General features: G+C 66.6%; 15 protein-coding genes, 2 tRNA genes, 3 rRNA genes and 1 pseudogene. 15 read left to right on the forward strand and 6 right to left on the reverse strand.

Annotated elements, in window-relative coordinates:
• Positions 1-197: 197 nt before the first annotated feature.
• The 8 genes from ACLEQD_RS06600 to ACLEQD_RS06635 all read left to right on the forward strand — a co-directional run bounded on the left by ACLEQD_RS06600 (position 198) and on the right by ACLEQD_RS06635 (position 11,532).
• Positions 198-1,735 (forward strand): 16S ribosomal RNA (locus ACLEQD_RS06600).
• Positions 1,736-1,946: 211 nt separating this feature from the next.
• Positions 1,947-2,023, forward strand: a tRNA-Ile gene (locus ACLEQD_RS06605).
• Between the two features lie 47 nt (positions 2,024-2,070).
• Positions 2,071-2,143 (forward strand) — tRNA-Ala (locus tag ACLEQD_RS06610).
• Positions 2,144-2,436: 293 nt separating this feature from the next.
• Positions 2,437-5,403 (forward strand): 23S ribosomal RNA (locus tag ACLEQD_RS06615).
• 187 nt (positions 5,404-5,590) lie between these two features.
• Positions 5,591-5,707: ribosomal RNA gene (gene rrf / locus ACLEQD_RS06620) — 5S ribosomal RNA — on the forward strand.
• The 16S, 23S and 5S rRNA genes sit together here with 2 tRNA genes alongside, the layout of an rRNA operon.
• 370 nt (positions 5,708-6,077) lie before the next feature.
• Positions 6,078-8,810, forward strand: a complete 2,733-nt coding sequence (locus ACLEQD_RS06625) for a protein kinase domain-containing protein (protein WP_410382617.1) — start codon at positions 6,078-6,080, stop codon at positions 8,808-8,810.
• 116 nt (positions 8,811-8,926) lie between these two features.
• Positions 8,927-10,297 carry a KamA family radical SAM protein gene (locus ACLEQD_RS06630; RefSeq protein ID WP_410382619.1) on the forward strand — a complete coding sequence of 457 codons (1,371 nt, stop codon included), beginning with the start codon at positions 8,927-8,929 and terminating at the stop codon, positions 10,295-10,297.
• Positions 10,297-11,532, forward strand: coding sequence for a KamA family radical SAM protein (locus ACLEQD_RS06635; RefSeq protein ID WP_410382621.1), 1,236 nt, complete (start codon positions 10,297-10,299; stop codon positions 11,530-11,532). Before ACLEQD_RS06630 ends, ACLEQD_RS06635 begins: the two co-directional genes overlap by 1 nt.
• Positions 11,533-11,565: 33 nt before the next feature.
• Here ACLEQD_RS06635 and ACLEQD_RS06640 read toward each other — a convergent pair whose 3' ends face one another.
• From ACLEQD_RS06640 to ACLEQD_RS06650, 3 genes are all read right to left on the reverse strand, one after another.
• Positions 11,566-12,156: a hypothetical protein gene (locus tag ACLEQD_RS06640; protein WP_410382623.1), complete on the reverse strand. Its 591-nt coding sequence runs from the start codon at positions 12,154-12,156 to the stop codon at positions 11,566-11,568.
• A gap of 63 nt (positions 12,157-12,219) precedes the next feature.
• Positions 12,220-12,555 (reverse strand): hypothetical protein, encoded by a 336-nt coding sequence (locus ACLEQD_RS06645; protein ID WP_410382625.1) that lies wholly within the window; start codon positions 12,553-12,555, stop codon positions 12,220-12,222.
• Between the two features lie 38 nt (positions 12,556-12,593).
• A complete protein-coding gene (locus tag ACLEQD_RS06650; RefSeq protein WP_410382627.1) occupies positions 12,594-13,142 on the reverse strand; it encodes a hypothetical protein in 549 nt (182 codons plus the stop codon).
• A gap of 431 nt (positions 13,143-13,573) precedes the next feature.
• On the opposite strand from ACLEQD_RS06650, the gene ACLEQD_RS06655 reads away from it, so the two are divergent.
• The 6 genes from ACLEQD_RS06655 (at position 13,574) to secF (ending at position 20,170) form a co-directional block, all read left to right on the forward strand.
• A complete protein-coding gene (locus ACLEQD_RS06655) occupies positions 13,574-14,362 on the forward strand; it encodes a SpoIID/LytB domain-containing protein (protein WP_410382629.1) in 789 nt (262 codons plus the stop codon).
• Positions 14,363-14,414: 52 nt separating this feature from the next.
• Positions 14,415-15,503, forward strand: a complete 1,089-nt coding sequence (queA, locus tag ACLEQD_RS06660) for a tRNA preQ1(34) S-adenosylmethionine ribosyltransferase-isomerase QueA (RefSeq protein ID WP_410382631.1) — start codon at positions 14,415-14,417, stop codon at positions 15,501-15,503.
• Between the two features lie 5 nt (positions 15,504-15,508).
• On the forward strand, positions 15,509-16,705 hold the full coding sequence (gene tgt / locus ACLEQD_RS06665) for a tRNA guanosine(34) transglycosylase Tgt (RefSeq protein ID WP_410382633.1): 1,197 nt from the start codon (positions 15,509-15,511) through the stop codon (positions 16,703-16,705).
• A gap of 151 nt (positions 16,706-16,856) precedes the next feature.
• Positions 16,857-17,207 carry a preprotein translocase subunit YajC gene (yajC, locus tag ACLEQD_RS06670; protein ID WP_171417828.1) on the forward strand — a complete coding sequence of 117 codons (351 nt, stop codon included), beginning with the start codon at positions 16,857-16,859 and terminating at the stop codon, positions 17,205-17,207.
• Entirely contained in the window at positions 17,207-18,979 is a 1,773-nt protein-coding gene (secD, locus tag ACLEQD_RS06675) for a protein translocase subunit SecD (protein WP_410382635.1), read from the forward strand. The genes yajC and secD overlap by 1 nt, the downstream gene beginning before the upstream one ends.
• Before the next feature lie 30 nt (positions 18,980-19,009).
• Complete coding sequence (gene secF, locus ACLEQD_RS06680; RefSeq protein ID WP_410382637.1) at positions 19,010-20,170, forward strand: protein translocase subunit SecF; 1,161 nt, start codon at positions 19,010-19,012, stop codon at positions 20,168-20,170.
• A gap of 67 nt (positions 20,171-20,237) precedes the next feature.
• Here the strand turns inward: secF and ACLEQD_RS06685 are convergent, their stop codons facing one another.
• A complete protein-coding gene (locus tag ACLEQD_RS06685) occupies positions 20,238-20,822 on the reverse strand; it encodes an outer membrane beta-barrel protein (RefSeq protein ID WP_410382638.1) in 585 nt (194 codons plus the stop codon).
• A gap of 170 nt (positions 20,823-20,992) precedes the next feature.
• Here ACLEQD_RS06685 and recJ point away from each other — a divergent pair.
• Positions 20,993-22,707 (forward strand): annotated as a pseudogene (gene recJ / locus ACLEQD_RS06690) (single-stranded-DNA-specific exonuclease RecJ).
• Between the two features lie 15 nt (positions 22,708-22,722).
• Here recJ and ACLEQD_RS06695 read toward each other — a convergent pair.
• Together ACLEQD_RS06695 and ACLEQD_RS06700 are read right to left on the reverse strand one after the other, a co-directional pair.
• A complete protein-coding gene (locus tag ACLEQD_RS06695) occupies positions 22,723-22,962 on the reverse strand; it encodes a YHS domain-containing protein (protein WP_338270526.1) in 240 nt (79 codons plus the stop codon).
• 198 nt (positions 22,963-23,160) lie between these two features.
• Positions 23,161-23,937 carry a hypothetical protein gene (locus tag ACLEQD_RS06700; protein ID WP_410382640.1) on the reverse strand — a complete coding sequence of 259 codons (777 nt, stop codon included), beginning with the start codon at positions 23,935-23,937 and terminating at the stop codon, positions 23,161-23,163.
• Between the last annotated feature and the right edge of the window lies 1 nt (position 23,938).

The raw sequence follows: 23,938 nt of genomic DNA on the forward strand, positions 1-23,938 counted from the left end.
AGCGGCTCGGTCTTTGAAAACCAAATAGCAAGCCCAAGCAGTAATGGATTGCGGAAACCCGCAGTCAATTTTTTGAGGGCATCTTCACCTCAAGAGCAGCGCTGAAAAGCGCAGCGAGAGGGAAGTGCCGACGAATCAGCGAGCCGAGACTCCTTAGCCGGGTCTCGGGGAACGCCGGTTCAAGCAAACCAAGAATACAATTGGAGAGTTTGATCCTGGCTCAGAACGAACGCTGGCGGCGTGCCTAACACATGCAAGTCGAGCGCGAATAGGGGCAACCCTTAGTAGAGCGGCGCACGGGTGCGTAACACGTGGATAATCTGCCTGGATGCCTGGGATAACCAGTCGAAAGATTGGCTAATACCGGATAAGCCCACGGTCTCTTCGGAGACTGAGGGAAAAGGTGGCCTCTGTATACAAGCTATCACAACCAGATGAGTCCGCGGCCCATCAGCTAGTTGGCGGGGTAATGGCCCACCAAGGCAACGACGGGTAGCTGGTCTGAGAGGACGATCAGCCACACTGGAACTGAGACACGGTCCAGACTCCTACGGGAGGCAGCAGTGGGGAATTTTGCGCAATGGGCGAAAGCCTGACGCAGCAACGCCGCGTGTGTGATGAAGGTCTTTGGATTGTAAAGCACTTTCGACCGGGACGAAAACCCGAAGGCTAACATCCTTCGGCTTGACGGTACCGGGAGAAGAAGCACCGGCTAACTCTGTGCCAGCAGCCGCGGTAATACAGAGGGTGCAAGCGTTGTTCGGAATTATTGGGCGTAAAGCGCGTGTAGGCGGCTTTGCAAGTCGGGTGTGAAAGCCCTCAGCTCAACTGAGGAAGTGCGCCCGAAACTGCAGAGCTTGAGTGCCGGAGAGGGTGGCGGAATTCCCCAAGTAGAGGTGAAATTCGTAGATATGGGGAGGAACACCGGTGGCGAAGGCGGCCACCTGGACGGTAACTGACGCTGAGACGCGAAAGCGTGGGTAGCAAACAGGATTAGATACCCTGGTAGTCCACGCCGTAAACGATGAGAACTAGGTGTCGTGGGAGTTGACCCCCGCGGTGCCGTAGCTAACGCATTAAGTTCTCCGCCTGGGAAGTACGGTCGCAAGACTAAAACTCAAAGGAATTGACGGGGGCCCGCACAAGCGGTGGAGCATGTGGTTTAATTCGACGCAACGCGCAGAACCTTACCTGGTCTTGACATCCTCGGAATCCTTCAGAGATGAGGGAGTGCCCGCAAGGGAACCGAGAGACAGGTGCTGCATGGCTGTCGTCAGCTCGTGTCGTGAGATGTTGGGTTAAGTCCCGCAACGAGCGCAACCCTCGCCTTTAGTTGCCACGCAAGTGGATCTCTAGAGGGACTGCCGGTGTTAAACCGGAGGAAGGTGGGGATGACGTCAAGTCCTCATGGCCTTTATGACCAGGGCTACACACGTGCTACAATGGCCGGTACAGAGCGCTGCAAACCCGCGAGGGGGAGCTAATCGCAGAAAACCGGTCTCAGTTCAGATTGGAGTCTGCAACTCGACTCCATGAAGGCGGAATCGCTAGTAATCGCAGATCAGCACGCTGCGGTGAATACGTTCCCGGGCCTTGTACACACCGCCCGTCACACCATGGGAGTCGATTGCTCCAGAAGTCACCTCACCAAGAGGTGCCCAAGGAGTGCTCGGTAACTGGGGTGAAGTCGTAACAAGGTAGCCGTAGGGGAACCTGCGGCTGGATCACCTCCTTTCTAAGGAGACCGGGTGTTGGACTCATCCTTCGGGAGAGTAGGCAACACCAGCAGCCTTAACGGCTGTCAGGTCTAACTAGGTCAATGTTTCCGGTAAACAATCCATTATGAACTTCGGGCTTGCTGTTTGGTTTTGAAGGACCGAGCGAAGGTGGCTCGGCTCTTTGAGAATGAAGGACGCTGTAGGGTTCGCCGATGCTTTAGCCCCCCTGGGCCTATAGCTCAGCTGGCTAGAGCGCGCGCCTGATAAGCGCGAGGTCGGTGGTTCAAGTCCACCTAGGCCCACCATTCTCCCTCACTGGAGGGACGCGAATGGGAAAGCCGACGCGAGAGTCGGGGCTGTAGCTCAGCTGGGAGAGCGCCAGCTTTGCAAGCTGGATGTCGTCGGTTCGAACCCGATCAGCTCCACAAGTTACCTGCTTCCAAGCAGGGACGTTCTTTGACAAGTGCATACGAAGGGTAAGTTGCAATTTCTGCTGAGTGAAGTTCTCAACAGAAGTGCCGACTTCGCCATGAGCTTCACCTGGCGCCGCGAGGCAGCTGGGGGAGGCAAAAGCGAAGTCTCCCACACAAGAAGAAGCAGTAAGAGAACAGCAAGTAATGAAGTCTTCCGGGCCTGCTGCGAAGAGCAGGGGTCTGGGCCTTGGTCACGAGTTTCGACAATCCGCCGGGAGGCGGGCGTGACGACAAGAGATCAGGGCAAGTAAGCTACTAAGGGCGTGCGGTGGATGCCTAGGTGCCAAGAGGCGATGAAGGACGTGGGTGGCTGCGAAAAGCTTCGGGGAGTTGCCAACCAAACGTTGATCCGGAGATGTCCGAATGGGGAAACCCAGCGCGGCGAATAGCTGCGTTACTGCAAACTGAATCCATAGGTTTGCAGAGCAAACCAGGGGAAGTGAAACATCTCAGTACCCTGAGGAAGAGAAAACAATGAGTGATTCCCAAAGTAGTGGCGAGCGAAATGGGAAGAGGCCAAACCAACGTCATGCAAATGGCGGTGGGGTAGCGGGTCCGCGGTAGGACTTTGACAGGCTAGTGGAAGCGTCCTGGAAAGACGCACCAAAGAGCGTGATAGTCGCGTACACGAAAGCCAGTTGGAGCTGAGCGGGTTACCCAAGTAAGACGGGACACGTGCAATCCTGTCTGAATCTGCCGGGACCATCCGGTAAGCCTAAATACTCCTTGGCGACCGATAGTGAACAAGTACCGCGAGGGAAAGGTGAAAAGAACCCCGGTGAGGGGAGTCAAAAGAACCTGAAACCGCATGTCTACAAGCAGTTCGAGCACTACGGCGCAAGCCAGTGCGAGAGCGTACCTTTTGCATCATGATTCGGCGACTTAATATACGTAGCGAGGCTAAGCCGATAGGTGGAGCCGGAGCGAAAGCGAGTCCGAATAGGGCGCTAAGTTGCGTGTATTATAACCCGAAGCGGGGTGATCTACACATGGCCAGGTTGAAGTGCGGGTAACACCGCATGGAGGACCGAACTCATGAAAGTTGAAAATTTCTGGGATGAGCTGTGTGTAGGGGTGAAAGGCCAATCAAACTCCGTGATAGCTGGTTCTCCCCGAAAGATATTTAGGTATCGGCTCGGGCAATTCAATGCCGGAGGTAGAGCACTGGAACGGCTAGGGGTCTCACCAGATTACCAAACCGTACCAAACTCCGAATGCCGGCAATTGTTATCCCGGGACGCAGTCAGTGGGTGATAACGTCCATTGGCAAGAGGGGAATAACCCAGACCGACAGCTAAGGCCCCCAAATCTAGTCTAAGTGAACACTAGAAAGGATGTGGCAGGTCATTGACAACCAGGAGGTTGGCTTAGAAGCAGCCATCCTTTAAAGAAAGCGTAATAGCTCACTGGTCAAGACAGGCCGCGCCGAAAATGTAACGGGGCTCAAGACTAGTGCCGAAGCTTCGGGTCATGCGCGTCAGGCGCGTATGGCGGTAGGGGAGCGTCCCAGTTGCAGCGAAGGTAGACTGAAAAGGCTGCTGGAGCGACTGGGAGTGCTGATGCCGAAATGAGTAGCGATAAAGGGGGTGAGAAACCCCCTCGCCGTAAACCCAAGGTTTCCTGGGTCAAGTTAATCTTCCCAGGGTTAGCCGGGTCCTAAGCCGAGGCCGAAAGGCGTAGGTGATGGCAAGCAGGTTAATATTCCTGCGCCATCTTGCAGACGTTGAACTGAGGGAGGACGGAGAAAGCTAGGCGAGCTGACCGGTGGTTGTGTCAGTCTAAAGGCGTAGGGGTGTCGCGTACGAATAAAGGCGCGGCAGTCATCCCCGAGACCCCATGGCGCCCCGCAAGGGGTAAGTCGCTGATGCTCGGCTTCCAAGAAAAGTCCCGCAGGGAGTCTGCAGGGTGTCCGTACCGCAAACCGACACAGGTGGGTGAGGAGAAAATCCTAAGGCGCTTGAGAGAACTCTCCTCCAAGGAACTAGGCAAATTTCCACCGTAACTTCGGAAGAAGGTGGGCCTCTGGTAGGTGTAGGCGTACAGCCGAAGCCGAGAGAGGTTGCAGAGAAATGGCGGTAGCGACTGTTTACCAAAAACACAGGACTCTGCGAAGGCGACAAGCCGACGTATAGGGTCTGACTCCTGCCCGGTGCTGGAAGGTTAAGGGGATTCGTCAGCCGCAAGGCGAAGCGATGATCCGAAGCCCCAGTAAACGGCGGCCGTAACTATAACGGTCCTAAGGTAGCGAAATTCCTTGTCGGGTAAGTTCCGACCTGCACGAATGGAGTAACGACTTCCGCACTGTCTCGGAGAGGGACTCAGCGAAATTGAAATAGCTGTGCCGATGCAGTTTACCCGCAGCAAGACGGAAAGACCCCGTGAACCTTTACTACAACTTGACAGTGACACTAGGGATTGACTGTGTAGGATAGGTGGGAGCCTTTGAAGCCGGGCCGCTAGGTTCGGTGGAGGCAACGGTGAAATACCACCCTGTTGATTTCTGGTGTCTAACCACGTCTCGTCAGCCGGGACTGGGACACTGTCTGGTGGGTAGTTTGACTGGGGCGGTCGCCTCCCAAAAAGTAACGGAGGCGCGCGATGGTTCCCTCAGCCCGATTGGAAACCGGGCGGCGAGTGCAATGGCATAAGGGAGCTTGACTGCGAGACCGACAGGTCGAGCAGGTGCGAAAGCAGGTCATAGTGATCCGGTGGTCCTGAATGGAAGGGCCATCGCTCAACGGATAAAAGGTACTCCGGGGATAACAGGCTTATCTCCCCCAAGAGTTCACATCGACGGGGAGGTTTGGCACCTCGATGTCGGCTCATCGCATCCTGGGGCTGGAGCAGGTCCCAAGGGTTTGGCTGTTCGCCAATTAAAGCGGTACGCGAGCTGGGTTCAAAACGTCGTGAGACAGTTTGGTCCCTATCTGCTGTGGGCGTAGGATACTTGAGAGGCTCTGACCTTAGTACGAGAGGACCGGGTTGGAGGCACCGCTGGTGTACCAGTTGTCTCGCCAGAGGCATCGCTGGGTAGCCATGTGCCGATTGGATAACCGCTGAAAGCATCTAAGCGGGAAACCGACCTCAAGACCAGGTATCCCGGGCGCAAGCCCCTGAAGACTCGTGGAAGACTACCACGTTGATAGGCTGGGTGTGTAAGCGCGGTAACGCGTTAAGCTAACCAGTACTAATAAGTCGAGCGGCTTACTTCCCCCCTTCTCTTCGCATGCCCCCACGCGGGGAGTAAGGGACTCGGGGCCAAGGCCGAGGCCAGGACGCCACTATGTGCGTCCGCCCGGAAGACATCAGCTATTCTCAATTGCTTCTTTGACTTCTCGAAGAGGCTTCATTCACGCAGAAACCTGCAACTTACCCTTCGTATGCACCGTCATTCGCTTTTCCGGTGGCAATGTCGGAGGGGTCACACCCGTTCCCATCCCGAACACGGAAGTTAAGCCCTCCAGAGCCGATGGTACTCCGCGGGAAACCGCGTGGGAGAGTAGGTCGCTGCCGGATTCTTTTTGAAAGCCCCTGGTGCCGCAAGGCGCCAGGGGCTTTGTCTTTGCGGGCTTCGCTTCTCCCCGCCGCCCCTCTGGCTCGAGCGCTGAGCCGCGCTCGCTGGAGGCTCATTCCACCCGCAGGACCGAGGGTTGAACCGGCCTGGTGGACGGTGGCCCTGTGCCCGCGGTGGGGGCCCTGGGGCGACTTGGGGAGGCGGGTGGGTCAGTGCTGGGGCAAGGAGACGCCAAGTTCTCGGATTCCTTGGGGAATCGCTTCATCTTGGATGTTTGACCGCCGTTGCCGCTGGATCTAGAGTCACTGCTCCCCCCGGTCTGCGCACCGCCTGCCGCGGTCCGTACTCGCCGGCGCCGGGCAGCCCCGCGAGATGAAGAAGCCGACCTTCTTTGGGAAGTACCTGCTCCTCGAGCGCATCAACGTCGGCGGCATGGCCGAGGTCTTCATTGCGAAGGCCTTTGGCGTCGAAGGCTTCGAGCGCATCCTCGCCATCAAGAAGATTCTTCCGACGATGGCGGAGGATGACGAGTTCATCACGATGTTCATCGACGAGGCGCGGATCAGCGTTCAGCTGAACCACGCCAACATCGTGCACATCCACGAGCTCGGGAAGCACGAGGACACGTACTTCATCGCCATGGAGTACGTGGCGGGCCGTGACGTCCGCACGCTCCTGGAGCGCTACCGTCGCCGCAAGGAGATCATGCCCACCGCACAGGCGGTGTTCATCGTCTCCAAGATGTGCGAGGGCCTGGACTACGCCCACCGCAAGAAGGACGCGCGCGGCCAGGACCTGCACATCATCCACCGCGACGTGTCTCCGCAGAACATCCTCGTCTCGTACGAAGGCGAGGTGAAGATCATCGACTTTGGCATCGCCAAGGCCGCCAACCGCTCGCAGAAGACGCAGGCCGGCATCCTCAAGGGGAAGTTCGGCTACATGAGCCCGGAGCAGGTCCGGGGCATGCCCATCGACCGGCGCAGCGACATCTTCGCGGTCGGCGTGCTGCTCTACGAGATGCTCACGGGCGAGAAGCTCTTCGTGGGCGAGTCGGACTTCTCCACGCTGGAGAAGGTTCGCAACGCGGACATCCCGCTGCCGCGCGAGTTCAATCCGAACATCTCCGCGGGCCTGGAGAAGGTCGTCCTCAAGGCGCTCGCGCGCGAGCCCGAGGACCGCTACCAGTGGGCGTCGGACCTGCAGGAGGACCTGATGCGCTTCCTCCTCGCGGGGGACGCCATCTACTCGTCGAAGCACCTGTCCGGCTTCATGAAGGAGGCGTTCGCCGAGGACATGCTCCGCGAGGCGGAGAAGATGGAGCGCTATGCCTCCGTCGAGCGCCCGGACCAGATCGAGCACTCGGGCGTGACGGTTCCGCCCCCGGCCGCGGCGCCTCGCGCGACCGCGCAGAAGAAGTCTCCCTCGTCGTCGCCTTCTGGCTCGCCCGTGGGGCGCGCCTCCACTGCGCCCGCCCAGCCCGCGCCTGGCTACATCCCGCCGCCCACCGACGAGGAGCTGGCGGAGATGGATGGCGCCGCGGACAAGACGCAGATCGTGGACTCCACGCACACGTTCCGCGCCCCGGAGACGCGGATCGCCGACAGCAGCGTCGTCGTGGATGACAGCATCACCGGCCGTTCGGAGAACCCCATCGACCGGGCCGGGCACCACACCAGCGCTTCTCCCTTCGCTCAGGACGACGGGAGAGGCGGCAAGGGCAAGAGCGGTCCCAAGTCCCAGGTCATCATCGGGGACGAGGGCGGTGAGGCCTACGCGGGCGCGACGATGATTGGTCCTGCGCCGACGGCGCCGCCTTCCCGCTCCCGGGGGGGCTCGGCCGCCCCGGTGCTGGATCCCGAGGAAGAGGAGACCACGGGCAACATCACCCTCCCCGTGGGCGCGCGCCACAACGGCCTGCGCTCCCAGGCGGCCGAGGCAGAGGACCCGGAAGGCGCCTACGACGAACAAGGCGATGAGTTCGAGCGCGACGGCCAGGAGGACTACGGAGACGAGGGGCAGGATGGCGAGGAGCCGCCCTACGACGACGAGGCCGACGGCCCGGCGACCATCCCCCAGAAGGCTTCCAGGATGGCGAAGCCGGCCCCGGCCGCGAGGGTCGAGTCCAAGGCCAAGGCCAAGGCACCCTCCGGGCCGAAGAAGCCGCTGCCCAAGCCCGCCATCATCGGCGTGGCCGCGGGCGTGGCCCTGCTCCTCCTCGTGGGCGTGATCTTCGCGGTGCGTGGCGCGTCCACGGGCTCCGTGAACTTCGTCGCGCCCGTGGGCGCCACGGTCCTCGTGGACGGGGAGGCCGTGAACGCCAACCAGGTCATCGAACTCTCCGCGGGCCTTCACAACGTGACCGCGTCCGCTCCGGGCTATCAGGCCGTGACGCAGCAGATCGAGGTCACCGCCGGACAGGCGGCGGCCCCCATCCTCCTCAGCCTGAAGGCGGATGCGCCGCCTCCCAAGCCGGCGGAGCCCACGGCCCCGCCTCCGACGACGCCAGTGGTCGAGAACACGACGCCGGAGGCGCCCGTCGAGCCGCCCGCGCCCAAGACGTTCACGGCCCTGTTCGAAGGCCAGGAGGGCGCGGAGATCACCGTCGACGGCAAGTCCCTGGGCAAGCTGCCCGGGGCGAAGCTCGGCGACCTGGAGATGGGCAAGAAGTACACGTTCACGGCGAAGCGCGCGGGCTACAAGCCGTTCTCCGGCGACTTCACGTCCAAGGGGGACGCCGAGGTGCGCGTCCCCGTGGACATGGTGGCCGAGGCTCCACCGCCCGAGCCGAAGCCCACTCCGCCGAAGCCGAAGCCGCCGGTCGTCGCGAACCCGGCCCCGAAGCCCCAGCCGAAGCCTCCTCAGCCGAGGCCCGCCGCCGCGATGGGCAAGTTCGCCTGCAGCACGTCTCCGGCGGGCGCCCAGATCTGGGTGGATGGGAAGAACACGGGGCGCGTGAGCCCCGTGCCGCTCGGCAATCCGCTGACGCTGCCGGTGGGCAAGCGCAAGGTCGTCTTCAAGCTCAACGGCAAGTCGAGCAAGACGCAGACCGTGGTCATCGACACGGAGTCCGTGGCCAAGCTCATCAACGTCAAGGTGGAGTGAACGGACGCACTGCGCCATGGGGCATCTTGAGCCTCTGGCGATTGTTCAGCAGGGATGTCGGGGGGCAGGCTATGACGCCTCGCCCACGACGCTCCTTTCGTTGAGGTGATGTGTTCATGAGCACGACGTCCACTCGAGGCAAGCCCGACGCTGGCCCCGCGCAGCAGCCGTTCACCTATCCCCTTCGCAAGGAGTTCGTGGAGCCCGACTGGCGGCGCATCCCGGGCTTCAAGGACGTCACCGCGGCGGAGTGGGAGAGTTCGGTGTGGCAGCGCAAGCACACCGTGAAGAACCTGCGCGAGCTGAAGGCGACGCTCGGGGAGCTGCTGCCGGACGACCTGGCCGCGAACATGGAGCTGGACCAGAAGGAGCGGGCGACGATGTCCATCCTCGTCCCGCCCCAGATGCTCAACACCATGAACCTGGAGGACCTGTGGAGCGACCCGGTCCGCAGGTACATGCTGCCGGCGCTCGCCGACCGCCGCACGGACTGGCCCAACCACCCGCGCGCCAGCCGTGACAGCCTCCACGAGGCGGACATGTGGGTCGTCGAGGGCCTGACGCACCGCTATCCGACGAAGGTGCTGGCGGAGATGCTGCCCACGTGCCCGCAGTACTGCGGCCACTGCACGCGCATGGACCTGGTGGGCAACGACGTCCCGCAGGTGTCCAAGCACAAGTTCGCGACGGGGCAGAAGGAGCGCTACGAGCAGATGCTGGACTACCTGCGCCGCACGCCCACCGTGCGCGACGTGGTGGTGTCCGGCGGCGACATCGCGAACCTGCCCATCCAGGCGCTGGAGCCGTTCGTCAGCGCGCTGATGGACATCCCGAACATCCGCGACATCCGCCTGGCGTCCAAGGGGCTCATGGCGCTGCCGCAGCACTTCCTCCAGGACAGCGTGCTGGCGGGGCTGGACCGGCTGGCGAAGAAGGCCGTGGAGCGCGGCGTGGACCTGGCGCTGCACACGCACGTGAACCACGCGCAGCAGCTCACGCCGCTCGTGGGCAAGGCGGTGCGCAAGCTGCTCGACATGGGCTTCCGCGACGTGCGCAACCAGGGGGTGCTCCTGCGCGGGGTGAACGACAGCCCCAAGGCGCTCCTGGACCTGTGCTTCACGCTGCTCGACCACGCGAAGATCCTGCCGTACTACTTCTACATGTGCGACATGATCCCCAACAGCGAGCACTGGCGGCTGTCGGTGGCGCAGGCGCAGAAGCTCCAGCACGACATCATGGGCTACATGCCGGGCTTCGCCACGCCGCGCATCGTCTGTGACGTGCCGTTCGTGGGGAAGCGGTGGATCCACCAGGTGGCGGAGTACGACCGCGAGCGCGGCATCTCCTACTGGACCAAGAACTACCGCACGAGCGTGGAGGCGAACGACCCCGGCGCGCTCGAGCGGAAGTACGAGTACTTCGATCCCATCGACACGCTGCCGGAGTCCGGCCAGGCGTGGTGGCGGGATCAGCCCAAGGCGGCGTGATGGATTCCTCCGCGGTCGGGACGGCGCCCAGGTCGTCCCCCCGTCCCTCGCTCAGTGCCGAGGGACGGGCCCGGTTGTTCCCGTCCGCGACCGACGCGGAGTGGACGGACTGGCGCTGGCAGCAGCGTCACTCGGTGCGCAACCTGGAGCAGCTGGAGCGCTACGTGCGCCTGACCCCGGAGGAGCGCGCCGGGGTGCAGGAGACGTCCTCGCTGTTCCGGATTGGCATCAGCCCGTACTACCTGTCGCTCATCGACCCGGAGCACGCGTCGTGCCCGGTGCGCATGCAGTCCATCCCGGTGCGCGCGGAGGCCCGGGTGCGGCCCGGGGAGCTGGAGGATCCGCTCGGCGAGGACAAGACGCGCCCGGAGGAGTGCATCGTCCACAAGTATCCGGACCGGGTGCTGTTCCTGGCCCTGGATACGTGCTCGGTCTACTGCCGCCACTGCACGCGGCGGCGCATCACCAAGGGCGGCGAGGCGGAGCTCACCAAGGACCAGATGCGCCGGGGCATCGACTACGTGCGCAGCCACCCGGAGGTGCGCGACGTGCTCATCTCCGGAGGCGATCCGTTCCTGCTGAGCGAGGAGCGGCTGGAGTCGCTGCTCGCGCCGCTGAGCGAGATTCCCCACGTGGAGATGATCCGCATCGGGACGCGCGTGCCGGTGGTGCTGCCCATGCGCGTCACGGACTCGCTGGCGCGCCTGCTGCGCCGGTACGCGCCCGTCTACGTCATCACCCACTTCAACCACCCGAAGGAAGTGACGCCCGAGGCGCGTGAGGCGTGCGAGCGGCTGGTGGACCATGGCGTGCCGGTGGAGAACCAGGCGGTGCTGATGCGGCAGCTCAACTCGGAGGCGCGCATCATCAAGGAGCTGTCGCACGTGCTCCTGCGCAGCCGCGTGCGGCCGTACTACCTGCACCAGATGGACGTGGCCGAAGGGTGCGAGCACCTGCGCACGCCCATCGCCAAGGGGCTGGAGATCCTCCAGCAGCTTCGCGGTCACACCAGCGGGCTCGCGGTGCCGCACCTCGCGGTGGACCTGCCGGGTGGGGGAGGGAAGGTCACCCTCCAGCCGGACTACGTCATCGAGCGGGGCGAGCGCGAGACCCTGTTCCGCAACTACAAGGGCCAGACGTACGCCTACCCGGAGCCGGAGGAGACCGACTGCTCCTGCCCGTACGACGAGGTGTGGCAGGCGCGGTCGCGGGAGCTGGCCTCCCAGGGCCGCTGACGGCCCCGCCGGTGGTCCGGTGCCGCGGCGGGACTACCTGCGGCGGCGTGAGGACTTGGACGACTTCCGGGTGAAGGACTTCTTCACCGCGCCGGCCCTGGAGCCAATGTCCACGACCGGCGCACCCGACGCACTGCTGTCCAGGCTGCTGTCGACGTCGACGGTGGGCTCCGCGCCCTCCGCGGCCTCCAGCTCCACGGGGTCCGCGTCGCTGAAGCCCTGCTGGATGTGGACCTCGCCGTCGCCCTTGCGCTTCTTCTCCTCGGCTTCCTTCTGCGCCTTGGCCTGGTCGTCCAGCCGTTTGGCCTCGTTGGCGACGCGCTGGTTGTCGTCGGGCGTCATCCGGGCCGTGAAGTTGGCGAACTCCTTCGCGGAGACGCCGTGCTTCTCCATGACCTTGGCGGCTTCCTTCTGCTGGTCGCGGATGGACTGGCCGCGCTCGGCGTTGCTCATCTCCGACGGCTTCCGGTTGCCGTAGTCGGCGTCCACCTTCGCCTGGGCCGCGGCCTCATCGCGCTGGATGGCCGCCACCTTCTCCGGCGTCAGGCCGTCGTCCTCCGCGAGGACAGGAGCCGCCAGCAGGAGCGACGAAGCAGCGAGCATCAACGAGAGACGGGTCATCATGGGGAGGCTCCTCAATCCGGCCCATCATAGGCACGGAGTCAGAGGCGACGCATGGGCGGTTCTTCAGGGCGCCTGACACCGCGCGCAGCCGTCACCCGCGCCCGCGCACTGCTCGCGCGCCCTGGCGCAGCGCGGCGGCAGGTCGTCCCGGTCCGCCTGCTGCTCCACGAGGCCGCAGAGGTCCTCCGCCGTGGCGCACGTCTTCGCGGACACGTCGCACTGCTGCGCGCACGTCAGGTCGTCTCCCTGCTCGCGGGCCCGGAGCTCGTCGAGCCGGGCCTCCATGCCGTCGAGCGCCGCGTCGTCGTCCCCGGCCACCCGGGTGTCCACGTGCTTCGTGCAGCCCGTCAGCGCGATTCCCGCGATGAGGAGGGCCAGCCATGACCGGGTCGCTCGCATGGGCCTACCCATATGCGTCCGCTCGGGGCCGCGTCCAGTCAGCGGCGCTCAGGGGAGCGCATGCGGCGCTCGGGGCGGGGTTCGGGCTCTGGGGGCCGGGACCAGTAGAGCCAGGCGGTCAGGGCCAGGAGCGCGGCCACGGCCAGCTTGCGCAGCCATTCCTCCCGCGCCCTTGCGGGTGAGTTCGCGTCGGCCTCGGCGGCCCGGGCCAGCCCGGCCTCCACTTCAGGTCCCAGCTCGTGCATCCGCCGGCACAGCCAGGTCACGGGGGCGAGCGCCACCGGCACGGGCGCGGTGTCCTTCTCCACGGCCATGGCCAGCATGCGCTCCCAGGCGGTGGCCTCCTCCTGGCTCCCGGGGGGCCTCGCGGGCAGGTCCAGCTGATGGGCCAGGGCCTCCGCGGAACGGAGCAGGAGCACGGAGAAGGCGCCGCTTGAAATCCCGTACCAGGCCGCGCACTCCGCCTGGGGCCGGCGCTCCACGAGCCGTCGGACCAGCACAGCGGCCGTGCGGGGCTCCAGCTCGCGCAGGGCCGCGACGAGGGCCTCGGGGGAGAGGCGGGCGGCATCAGGGACGAAGGCGGTCACGGGGCTCCATTCTGCGGCATCCGCCTGGGGTTTTCGCGGGCTCCGGCCGAGGGAGTGCCCCCGGCTCCGGCTGATTTCTTGAGGCGGATCGCCCCGCCCCTAGACTGTTGGACCATGTTGCAACGTGTGGCACTGCTGCTGCTCCTGCTCGCGTCGTCGCGGGCATTCGCCGTGGAGACGATGCGCATTGCCATGGACGACCCCGGCGACGAGGTCCGCGTGAGCGGCCGGGGTCTGGGCTTCGGCCCCGATGCCGAGGACGGCACCTTCGTCGCCATCAACGGCGGGCAGGCCACCGTGCGCCGCCGCAACGGCAGGCTGGAGATCAACGGGGCGCCTGTCATCGGGGATGCCATCCGCTTCCGGGGCGGCCTGGAGGCCACCGACGCGGGGGGCCCGGCAACGAACCCCTCAAGGCGGGCAGCGCGCAGGTGCGTGGCGACGTCGTCGTGCGCCTCTTCAAGAGCAGCCTCCAGCTCATCAACGTCATCCCCCTGGAGGACTACCTCGCGGCGGTGCTCGGCAGCGAGATGCCCGTGTCCTTCCCCCTGGAGGCCCTCAAGGCCCAGGCCGTGGCCGCGCGGACGTACGCGCTGCAGAAGAAGCTCGATGCCTACGGCGCCGCCTTCCACATGGGCAGCAGCGTGCTCCACCAGGTGTACGGCGGCGTCAACCGCGAGGACGCCAAGACGCGCGCCGCCGTGGAGGCCACGCGGGGCGAGGTGCTCACGTACGACCTGGCCCCCATCGAGGCGTACTTCCACGCCTCCTGCGGTGGGCACACCGAGTCCGGCCAGGACGCCCTCCAGCGGAACCTGCCTTACCTGCAGCCCGTCGACTGTCCCTGCGGCAAGCTGCCCGCCAGCCGCTGGTCCGCGACCCTCCCCGAAGCGGAGCTGCGCAAGGCGCTGAAGTCCCCTCCGGACGGCATGCGCGTCACCGGCCGCACGCCCACGCACCGGGTGACGCGCGTGACGCTGGCGGATGGCACCGTGGTGGACGGCGTGCAGTTCCGCCGCAAGCTGGGCTACATGCGCCTCAAGAGCCTGGACTTCGACGTGGAAGCCTCTGGCAAGAACTACGTGTTCACCGGGCGTGGCTTCGGCCACGGGGCGGGGCTGTGCCAGTGGGGCGCCAAGGCCTTCGCCGACCAGGGCAAGACGTACCGGGAGATCCTCTCCCACTACTACCCGGGCGCCGAGTTCCAGCAGCTCTACTGACCTCCCACGCCGGTTCCGTGAGGGCGCGGGGGCTGCTACAAGCGCCAACCCCGTGTCGTCCCTCCTCTCCGACTACGATTTCGAGCTCCCCGAGGCGCAGATCGCCCAGGCCCCGCTGCCCCACCGGGACGCGTCGCGCCTGATGGTCGTCAGCCGCGCCACCGGCGCCTGGAGCCACCAGCACTTCACCGACCTCGTGGACCTGCTGCGCGAGGGGGACCTGCTCGTCCTCAACGACGCGCGCGTCATCCCCGCGCGCCTCCTGGGCCAGAAGAGCGGCACCGGCGGCCGCGTGGAGTTGCTGGTCGTCCGGCCCGCCGCCGCGGCCACGCTCACCTCCGCCGCGCTCGGCGCGCGCCCGAGTCCCTGGAGTGGGTCTCGCCTGGGGCAGGCGTCCAAGGGGCTCAAGCCCGGCCAGTCCGTCACCTTCGCCGGGGGGCTGTCCGCCGAGGTCCTGGAGGCCCTGGGGGGAGGGGAGTACCGGGTGCGCTTCCACGCGGCGCCGGGCACCTCGCTCGCCAGCCTCCTGGACGCGGCGGGCCGCCTGCCCCTGCCTCCGTACATCACCCGCGAGCCCGAGGCCGCGGACGCCGAGCGCTACCAGACCGTGTACGCCCGCGCGTCCGGCGCCGTGGCCGCGCCCACCGCCGGCCTGCACTTCACGCCGGAGGTCTTCGCGAGGCTCGCGGCGAAGGGTGTCCAGCGCGCGGAGGTGACGCTCGACGTGGGGCCCGGCACCTTCCTGCCCGTGCGTGAAGAGGTGCTGGACAAGCACCACATGCACCCGGAGCGCTTCACCGTGCCGGAGGCCACCGCCGCCGCCGTGAACGCCGCGAAGGCCGAAGGGCGCCGCGTGGTCGCCGTGGGCACCACCGTGGTGCGCACGCTGGAGTCCGCCACGGACCCCGAGACGGGCCGGCTGCGCAGCGGCCCCGGCGAGACGGCGATGTTCATCCGGCCCGGCTATGTCTTCCGCCAGGTGGACGTGCTCCTCACGAACTTCCACCTGCCGCGCTCCACGCTGGTGATGCTGGTGAGCGCGCTGCTGGGCCGCGAGCGCACGCTCGCCGCGTACCAGGAGGCCGTGCGCGCGGGCTACCGGTTCTTCAGTTACGGCGATGCCATGTTGGTGAAGGAGTGAGTGCCGTGGTCGACGAGCAGGGCAGGCAAAAGGGCGAGAAGGGCGATACCCGCGTGCCCCCGGGGCTGGTGCGCTTCGAGCTGTTGCACGAGGACACCAGCGGGACGAAGGCGCGCCGCGGCCGGCTGCACACGCCGCATGGCCCCATCGAGACGCCCATCTTCATGCCCGTGGGCACCGTGGGCAGCGTCAAGGGCGTGGGCCCGGACGACCTGAAGACCCTGGACGCGCAGATCATCCTGGGCAACACCTACCACCTGATGCTCCGCCCCGGAGAGCCGCTCGTCGGGGAGATGGGCGGCCTGCACCGCTTCATCTCCTGGGACCGGCCCATGCTCACCGACAGCGGCGGCTTCCAGGTGTTCAGCCTGTCGGAGAAGCGCAAGATCACGGAGGAGGGCGCCGCGTTCCAGTCGCACCTGGACGGGTCGCGGCACTCGCTGTCGCCGGAGCGCTCCATCGAAATCCAGGAGACGCTGGGCGCGGACGTCATCATGGCGTTCGACGAGTGCCCCCCGTCCACCGAGGACCGGGCCTACCTGGAGAAGTCCCTGGCGCGCACCACGCGCTGGCTGCACCGGTGCGTGAAGGCGTGGAGCCGCGAGCGCTCGTCGCTCTTCGGCATCGTGCAGGGCGGCCTCCACGAGGACCTGCGCAAGCGCCACGCGGAGGAGATCTGCGCGGTGGACCTGCCCGGCTACGCGCTGGGCGGCTACTCCGTGGGCGAGGCCCCGGAGGCGATGCACGCGGGCGTGGCGTACTCGGCGCCGCTCCTGCCCCGGGACAAGCCGCGCTACCTCATGGGCGTGGGCACGCCGCTGGACCTGGTGACGTGCGTGGAGCAGGGCGTGGACATGTTCGACTGCGTGCTGCCCACGCGGTGCGCGCGCAACGGCCTGCTCTTCACCTCGGAGGGCAAGCTGGTCATCCGCAACGCGGCCTACGCCAGGGACCCTCGCCCGGTGGACCCGGCGTGCTCGTGCTACACCTGCCGCACGTTCAGCCGGTCCTACCTGCGGCACCTCTTCGCCGCGGGCGAAATCCTGGCGATGCGGCTCAACACCCTGCACAACCTCCACTACTTCCTGGACCTGATGGCCCAGGTGCGGCGCGCCATCGCCGAGGACCGCTTCGCCGCGTTCGCCCGGGACTTCCGGGCCAAGGCCGTGGCACAGGAGGCCGAACGCAAAGGCGGCCGGTGAGCGGGCAACGGGATTACCGCGCTTCCGGCGTTCACTTGCTCACATGGGGCGCCCTTGCTAAGAGGCCACCCTTTCGGATGTTTTGACCCCACCCGTACGCCGGGTCGGGGCCGCTATCCCGAGTCCTCCCTTCCAAACGACGAGGCAGTACGTGGCTGACAGTTTCCTGATTCTCGCGCAGGCCGGGGCCGGTTCTCCCCTGGGGACCTTCGGCTTCCTCGCCGTGCTGGTGGCCATCATGTACTTCGTGATGATCCGCCCCCAGCAGAAGCAGCTCAAGGAGCACCGCAACCTGCTCGCGGGGCTGAAGAAGGGGGATGACGTCGTGACGTCCGGCGGCATCCTCGGTCGCATCCACCAGGTGGACGACTCCACCGTGACGCTGGAGGTCGCCAGCGGGGTGCGCGTGCGCGTGCTCAAGTCGGCTGTCAGTGCGAAGGGATCCGTTCCGGTGGCGGGCGCCCCGGCGGCGCTCCCCGCCGAGAAGAAGGAGGAGAAGTAATGGACCGCGGCTGGTGGTGGAAGTTCGGACTGATTGTCGCGGTGACGCTGGGGACCATCTGGTTCCTCGTCCCGACGTACTACTCGCTGGTGGTGTTGGACCGCGCCGAGCGCAACAACATCGCCGTGCTGGAGCAGCGGCTGCCGGCGTGGGCGCCCCCCGCGAAGTACCGCCTCAACCTGGGGCTGGACCTGCAGGGCGGCATCCACATGGTGATGCGGGTGGACACCAAGACGGCCCTGCAGAAGCGCACCGAGCGCCGCGGGCAGCAGATCGCCACCTACGTCAACGACAAGAAGCTGGGCGAGGTGACGGCGGACACGGATCCGGAGCGGCTGCAGCTGACGCTGACCGCGAAGGACCCGGCGACCATGGACGCCATCGAGAAGGAGGTGCTCGCCACCTTCACGGACTTCTCCCTGGAGGAGCGCAACGGCGGCACGCTGGTGCTCAAGCCGGACGAGGGCCAGGTGAACCGCTTCCGTGACGAGGCCGTGGACCAGGCCATGCTCGTCATCCGCCGCCGCATCGACAAGTGGGGCGTGGCCGAAGTGGACGTGCGCAAGCTGGGCACGGACTCCATCCAGATTTCGCTGCCCGGCCGCAGCAACCCGGAGCAGGCCAAGGAGCTGGTGGGCACCACCGCGCAGCTGGAGTTCCGGATGGTGGACGACACCAACCCCCAGGTGTTCGCGCAGATGTTCCAGCAGAACCCGCCCCCGGCGGAGAGCAAGATCACCCTGGTGGAGGACGAGGGCTTCCCGCAGCTGTCCTCGCCCAACCGCGAGGCGCTGCTGGCGTACGCGAAGGACAAGACGCCGGAGGGCCGCGACGTCGTCACCGAGTGCGTGGCGAACCCGGTGAAGAAGAACGACTGCATCGCGTACCGCAGCTACCTCTTGGACAAGAACGTGCCGCTCACGGGCGAGAGCCTGTCCGGCGCGGACGCGTCCGTCAGCCAGATGAACGAGCCGGAGGTGAACATCGCGTTCGACCCGGCCGGCGCGCGTGAGTTCGAGAAGCTCACCGAGGCCGCCGTGGGCCGCCGGATGGCCATCGTGCTGGACGACAACGTGCAGACCGCCCCGCGCATCAACGAGAAGATTGGCGGCGGCCGCGCGCGCATCACCATGGGCCGCGCCGGTGCGCGCAGCTTCGATGAGTGGCTGGGCGAGGCGCAGACGCTGGCGCTGGTGCTCAAGGCCGGCGCGCTGCCCGCGCCGGTGACGGTGGGGGAGATCCGCCAGGTGGGCGCGACGCTGGGCGACGAGCTCATCAAGAAGGGCAGCCTGGCCGCGCTGGTGGGCCTGGCGCTCGTCGTCGTGTTCATGGCCCTCTACTACCGCAAGTCCGGCCTCATCGCGGACGTGGCGCTCCTCCTCAACGGCCTGCTCATCCTGGCGGGCCTGGCGTTCTTCAACGCCACGCTGACCCTGCCGGGCATCGCGGGCTTCGTGCTGACGCTGGGCATCGCGGTGGACGCGAACGTGCTCATCAACGAGCGCATCCGCGAGGAGCTCTCCCACGGCAAGTCCGCGCGCGCGGCGGTGGACCAGGGTTACGACCGCGCCTTCTGGACCATCTTCGACGCGCACGTGACGACGCTGCTCGCGGGCTTCATCCTGTTCTTCACGGGAACGGGGCCGATTCGCGGCTTCGCCACCACGCTCATCGTGGGCCTGCTGGCGTCGCTGTTCACGTCCATCGTCGTGACGCGCGTCATCACGACCTACTTCGTCCACGGCCGCAACGCGCAGTCGGTGTCCGTCTAACCGGCCCCCAGCGCCTTCGGGAAATCCGCCATGCAGATTCTCAAGCACAAGACGCACATCGACTTCATTGGAAAGCGCAAGCCGGCGCTCTTCATCTCGACGCTGATCAACCTGGCCATCATCGTCGGCATCGCCGCGGTGGGGTTCAACTTCGGCGTGGACTTCGCCGGCGGCACGGTGGTGGAGCTGAAGTACAACACGCCCACCACCGCGGCACAGGTCCGGGAGAAGGCCCAGGCCGGCGGGCTGCACGACGTCAGCGTCCAGGGCATCGGCTCGGCGGACGAGAACTCCTTCCTGCTGCGCATGGGCGGCGTCACGCAGCTCACGGACGAGAACGCCGAGCGCGCGAAGACGGCCATCCAGGGACTGGGCGAGACGCGCAACGTCTACGCGGACATGGCGAACGGCATCGTCAACTTCCGCTCCATGCAGCCCATGTCCGCGGAGGCGGTGAAGAAGGCCGTCGAGGGCGCGGGCATCGGCGTGCAGGAGGTGCGTGACCTGGGCGCGAACCAGGGCGGCACCGGCTACGACTACCAGGTCGTCGCGAGCGGCATGGCGGACAAGGTGTACTCGGCGCTGGGCGCGGGGCTGGACAAGCCCAACTTCGAGCAGCGCCGCGTGGACTACGTGGGCCCGCAGGTGGGCAAGCAGCTGCGCAACCGCGGCATCATGGCGCTGGTGTACGCCATGGTCGCCATCCTCATCTACGTGGCGTTCCGCTTCGACTTCAAGTTCGGCCCGGGCGCGCTGCTGGCCATGGTGCACGACGTCATCATGGTGGCGGGCTACTACCTGGTGACCCGGCGCGAGTTCAACCTCACGTCCATCGCCGCGCTGCTCACGGTGGTGGGCTACTCGGTGAACGACACCATCGTCGTCTACGACCGCATCCGCGAGGACATGGCGAAGTACAAGGGCAAGCCGCTGCCGGAGATCATCAACATCGCCGTCAACGACACGCTGGGCCGCACCATCCTCACCTCCGGCGTGACGGCGCTGTCGCTCATCGGTCTGCTCATCTTCGGCGTGGGCGAAATCTTCGACTTCGCCATGGCGATGCTGGTGGGCATCCTCGTGGGCACGTACTCGTCCGTGTACATCGCCAGCCCGCTGGTCATCTGGCTGGACGAGCGCGCGCACGCCCGCGAGGCGCACCACGGCGCCAAGGAGCCGAAGACGGCCTGAGCCGTCGCCGGTGCCTTGAAGTGACGAGGGCCCTCCTCCCAGGCGTGGGAGCGAGGGCCCTTCGCTTTCAGAAGCGCGCGCCCAGCGTGAGCGACGCGTCCATCAGGCCGCCGCCGTTGTCGTCCGTCGAGGTGACATTCGCGAAGTCCTGGTCGATGAGGAGACGGTACGTGCCGCGCACGCCCGCCGTGAGGCCGCCGGTGTTGAACTCCAGGCCCACCGCGAGCGGCACCTCCTCCATCAAGTCGGAGTCGTAGAGCCCCGCGCCCGCGCCGCGCACGTCCACGTAGGACAGGCCCAGGCCCACGCCCGCGAAGGGGCGCACCGCGGTGAGGAAGGGCGGCGACACCTTCACCAGCGCGCTGCCGCCGTTGCGCACCAGCGAGGGCGCGTCGAAGAGGCGCGTGTCGGAGACCTTGTTCTGCGAGCCCTCGTAGCCGACCTCGAAGCCGAGGAAGGTGGTGGGCTGGAGGTTGAGCGTGAGGCCCCACTGCGGGCCGGTGCTCGACAGGTCGCCCAGGTCGCCCGTGTAGTCGCCAATGCCGCCGCGCAGAAAGACGTTCACGTCCCCCTGCTTCTTCTGCGCGAGCGCGGGCCCGGCGCCCAACACGACGGCCAGCAGGGCACCGCCCTGGAGAAACCTGCGAAGCATGCGGACCTCCCTGTCCACGGGTGTGCACTCAAGCTGGGCACCGCGCACCCGCCGTGCAGGTCGACGGCAGGAAGGCAGGCGAGCGCCCGGCTGAACATGCGTGCAGGAGGGAGGTGTGAGTGGACGGGTTGGACTGCCTTGGTCGGACGTCTGAGGTACTGTCCTCCTCCATGCGGTGGTTGCTTCCAGATGTCGTCGAGCAGGAGGTCGGTTCGCTTGCGGGTGAGCTGTCGCTGCACCCGTTGGCGGCGAGGGTGTTGCTCCACCGGGGCTACCGCACGCCGGAGGCGGCGTCGGCCTTCCTGTCGGACCGGCTGGCGGACCTGCCGGACCCGTTCCGGATGAAGGGCATGGGCCCCGCGGTGGAGCGCGTGCTGCGCGCGGTGCGGCTCAAGGAGAAGGTGACGCTGTACGGGGACTACGACGTGGACGGCGTGTCCTCCACGTCGCTCATGTACCTGTTCCTCAAGGAGCTGGGCGCTGCCCCCGCCACGTACATCCCGCACCGGCTGGACGAGGGCTACGGCCTCAACCTGGGCGCGGTGGAGCGCATCGCGCAGGACGGCACGCGCCTGCTGGTGACGCTGGACTGCGGCATCACCTCCGTGGCGGAGATTGCCCGCGCGAAGGAGCTGGGCCTGGACGTGGTGGTGGTGGACCACCACACGGTGCCGCCCACGCTGCCGCCCGCCACGGCGGTGCTCAACCCGCACCAGCCCGGCTGCGAGTACCCCACCAAGGTGCTGTGCGCGGCGGGCGTGGCCTTCAACCTGTGCATGGGCCTGCGCAAGCGGCTGCGCGACGACGGCTTCTTCGCCACGCGCAAGGAGCCCAACCTCAAGGCGCTGATGGACCTGGTGGCGCTGGCCACCGTGGCGGACGTGGTGCCGCTCACCGGCGCCAACCGCATCCTCGTGGCGCACGGCCTCCAGGAGCTGTCCCAGGGCCGCCGGCCCGGCATCCGCGCGCTGAAGGAGGTGGCCGGCATGGAGCCGGACGCGTCCGTCACCGCGGGGCAGGTGGGCTTCCGCCTGGGGCCCGCATCAACGCCGCGGGCCGCCTGCACGACGCGTCCCTGGGCCTCCAGCTGTTGTGCGCGGACTCCCTGGAGACGGCGCGCTCGCTGGCGCAGGTGTTGGATCGCGCGAACGCGGAGCGGCAGGGCATCGAGAGCGGCATCCTCACGCAGGCGCTGGCGCAGGCGGAGGAGCACAAGGACTCGCGCGGGCTGGTGCTCTACGACGAGGGCTGGCACCCGGGCGTCATCGGCATCGTCGCGTCGCGCGTGGTGGAGCGCTACCACCGGCCCACGGTGATGGTGGGCGTGAAGGACGGGGTGGGGAAGGGCTCGGCGCGCAGCATCGAGGCGTTCCACCTGTACGACGCGCTCACGGGCTGCTCGGACCTGCTCATGCGCTACGGCGGGCACAAGCACGCCGCCGGCCTCACCGTGGACGCGAAGCAGCTGCCTGCCTTCCGCGAGGCGTTCGCCAGGATTGCGCTCCAGCGCCTGACGCCCGAGGACCTGATTCCGCGCTGCCGCGTGGACGCGGTGGTGAACCCCCGCGACCTGGACGCGACGGCGGTGGAGTCGCTGCAGAAGCTGGGGCCCTTTGGCCAGGGCAACCCGGAGCCGGTGCTGGTGCTGCGCGGCCAGCAGGCCCGGCCGCGCGTGCTGCCCGCGAAGTCCGGCGCCAGCGGCGCGGGGCACCTCAAGCTCGCGCTCGTGGACGCGCCGGAGCTGGATGCCATTGGCTTCGGCATGGCGGACCGCGTGGGGCTGGTGGAGGGGCCGGTGGACCTGGCCTTCCAGGCCGGCTTCGACACCTTCCGCGGCCAGCGCAAGCTGTCCCTGCGCCTCAAGGACGTGCGTCAGGCCGCCTGACGCGCGCCGTACCCGCTACGCGAGCCCCCAGCGCACCCGGCCCGGCGACATCAGCGCGCCGGCCCTCGCCAGCTCGTTGAGGCGGAAGCGCTCCGCCTGACGCTCGAAGGCGGTGCGGCAGCCCTCCGAACAGAAGAAGTACCGGCGCTTCTTGTACTCCGACGAGGGATGGCCCTCCGGGGCCTCCAGGTGCCGGCCGCACACCGGATCCCAGTGCCGCGTGTTGCCCTGTTCCTGGTCCTGACCACCGTTCATCTTCCACCTCCAGCCCGACGCCCCTGACTCCCCCACCCGGGGCAAATGTAAGCAGGGGCCGTGCCAGGGGTCCATCTCCTTGGAAGACCCAGCATCGCGGCGCTGGAGGGAGGGCAGAAGGGGGAAAAAGTTCAGCCCCCGCCACCGCTTCCCGGGTGGGAAGGGCGCGGGGGCCGAGGGGACGTCCGGGGGCGGGCGCTAGAAGCCGACGCCGGCGCTGCCGCCGATGAAGACGTCGTTGGCGTAGCCGCGCCGCAGGCCCATGGCTTCCAGGCGGAAGGTGAGGTTCAGCGTGCGCGACAGGGCGGGCCGGCCGCGGATGCCCAGGCCGTACTGGACCACGGGCTTGAGGCCGTTCACCTTGGTTTCGTCGTCGCCCACGGTGATGCCGGTGTTCTGGTAGGCGAGTCCACCACCGGCCTGGAGGAACAGACCGTAGGGCGAGTCGCCGAAGCGGAACAGCCAGGCGGGCGCGAGCGTGAAGTAGTGAAGCCGCGTGTCCCCCTTGATGAATTCCGTGCCGTCACTGAGGCTGCCGTAGAGCCAGCGCAGGTCCGCGAAGAGGGCCTCGCGCAGGGTCGCGTTCTCCGTGAAGAAGTTGCGGCCGAACTCCCAGGTGGCGCGCACGCCCAGGCCGGGCTTGTTGTCGGAGAAGTCGCCGCGGGCGCTGTCCACCAGCAGCACGCCGCCGACGAGCTCCACCGCGACGCCCAGGCTGGGGTCGTCCAGGCGGGCCATGGCATGGAAGCCGTCGTCGTTCTCGCGCTCGGAGGCTTCGCGGAACTCGTCCGTCTCATCCACCAGCTTGCGGCGCCGCTCGTAGGCGTCGTCGTCTTCCTTCCGGGCCTTCTCCTGGGCGCGTTCGGCCTCCTGCTCCGGGTAGGCGTAGGGGTCGTCGTCGTCCGCGCTCTGGGCGAAGGCGGCGGGGGAGATGAGCAGGCTGCCGGCGAGGCAGGCCTTGAGCCAGGTGTTCAAG

This window comes from Corallococcus sp. 4LFB (assembly GCF_046520365.1).
GTDB classification, from domain to species: Bacteria; Myxococcota; Myxococcia; order Myxococcales; family Myxococcaceae; genus Corallococcus; species Corallococcus caeni.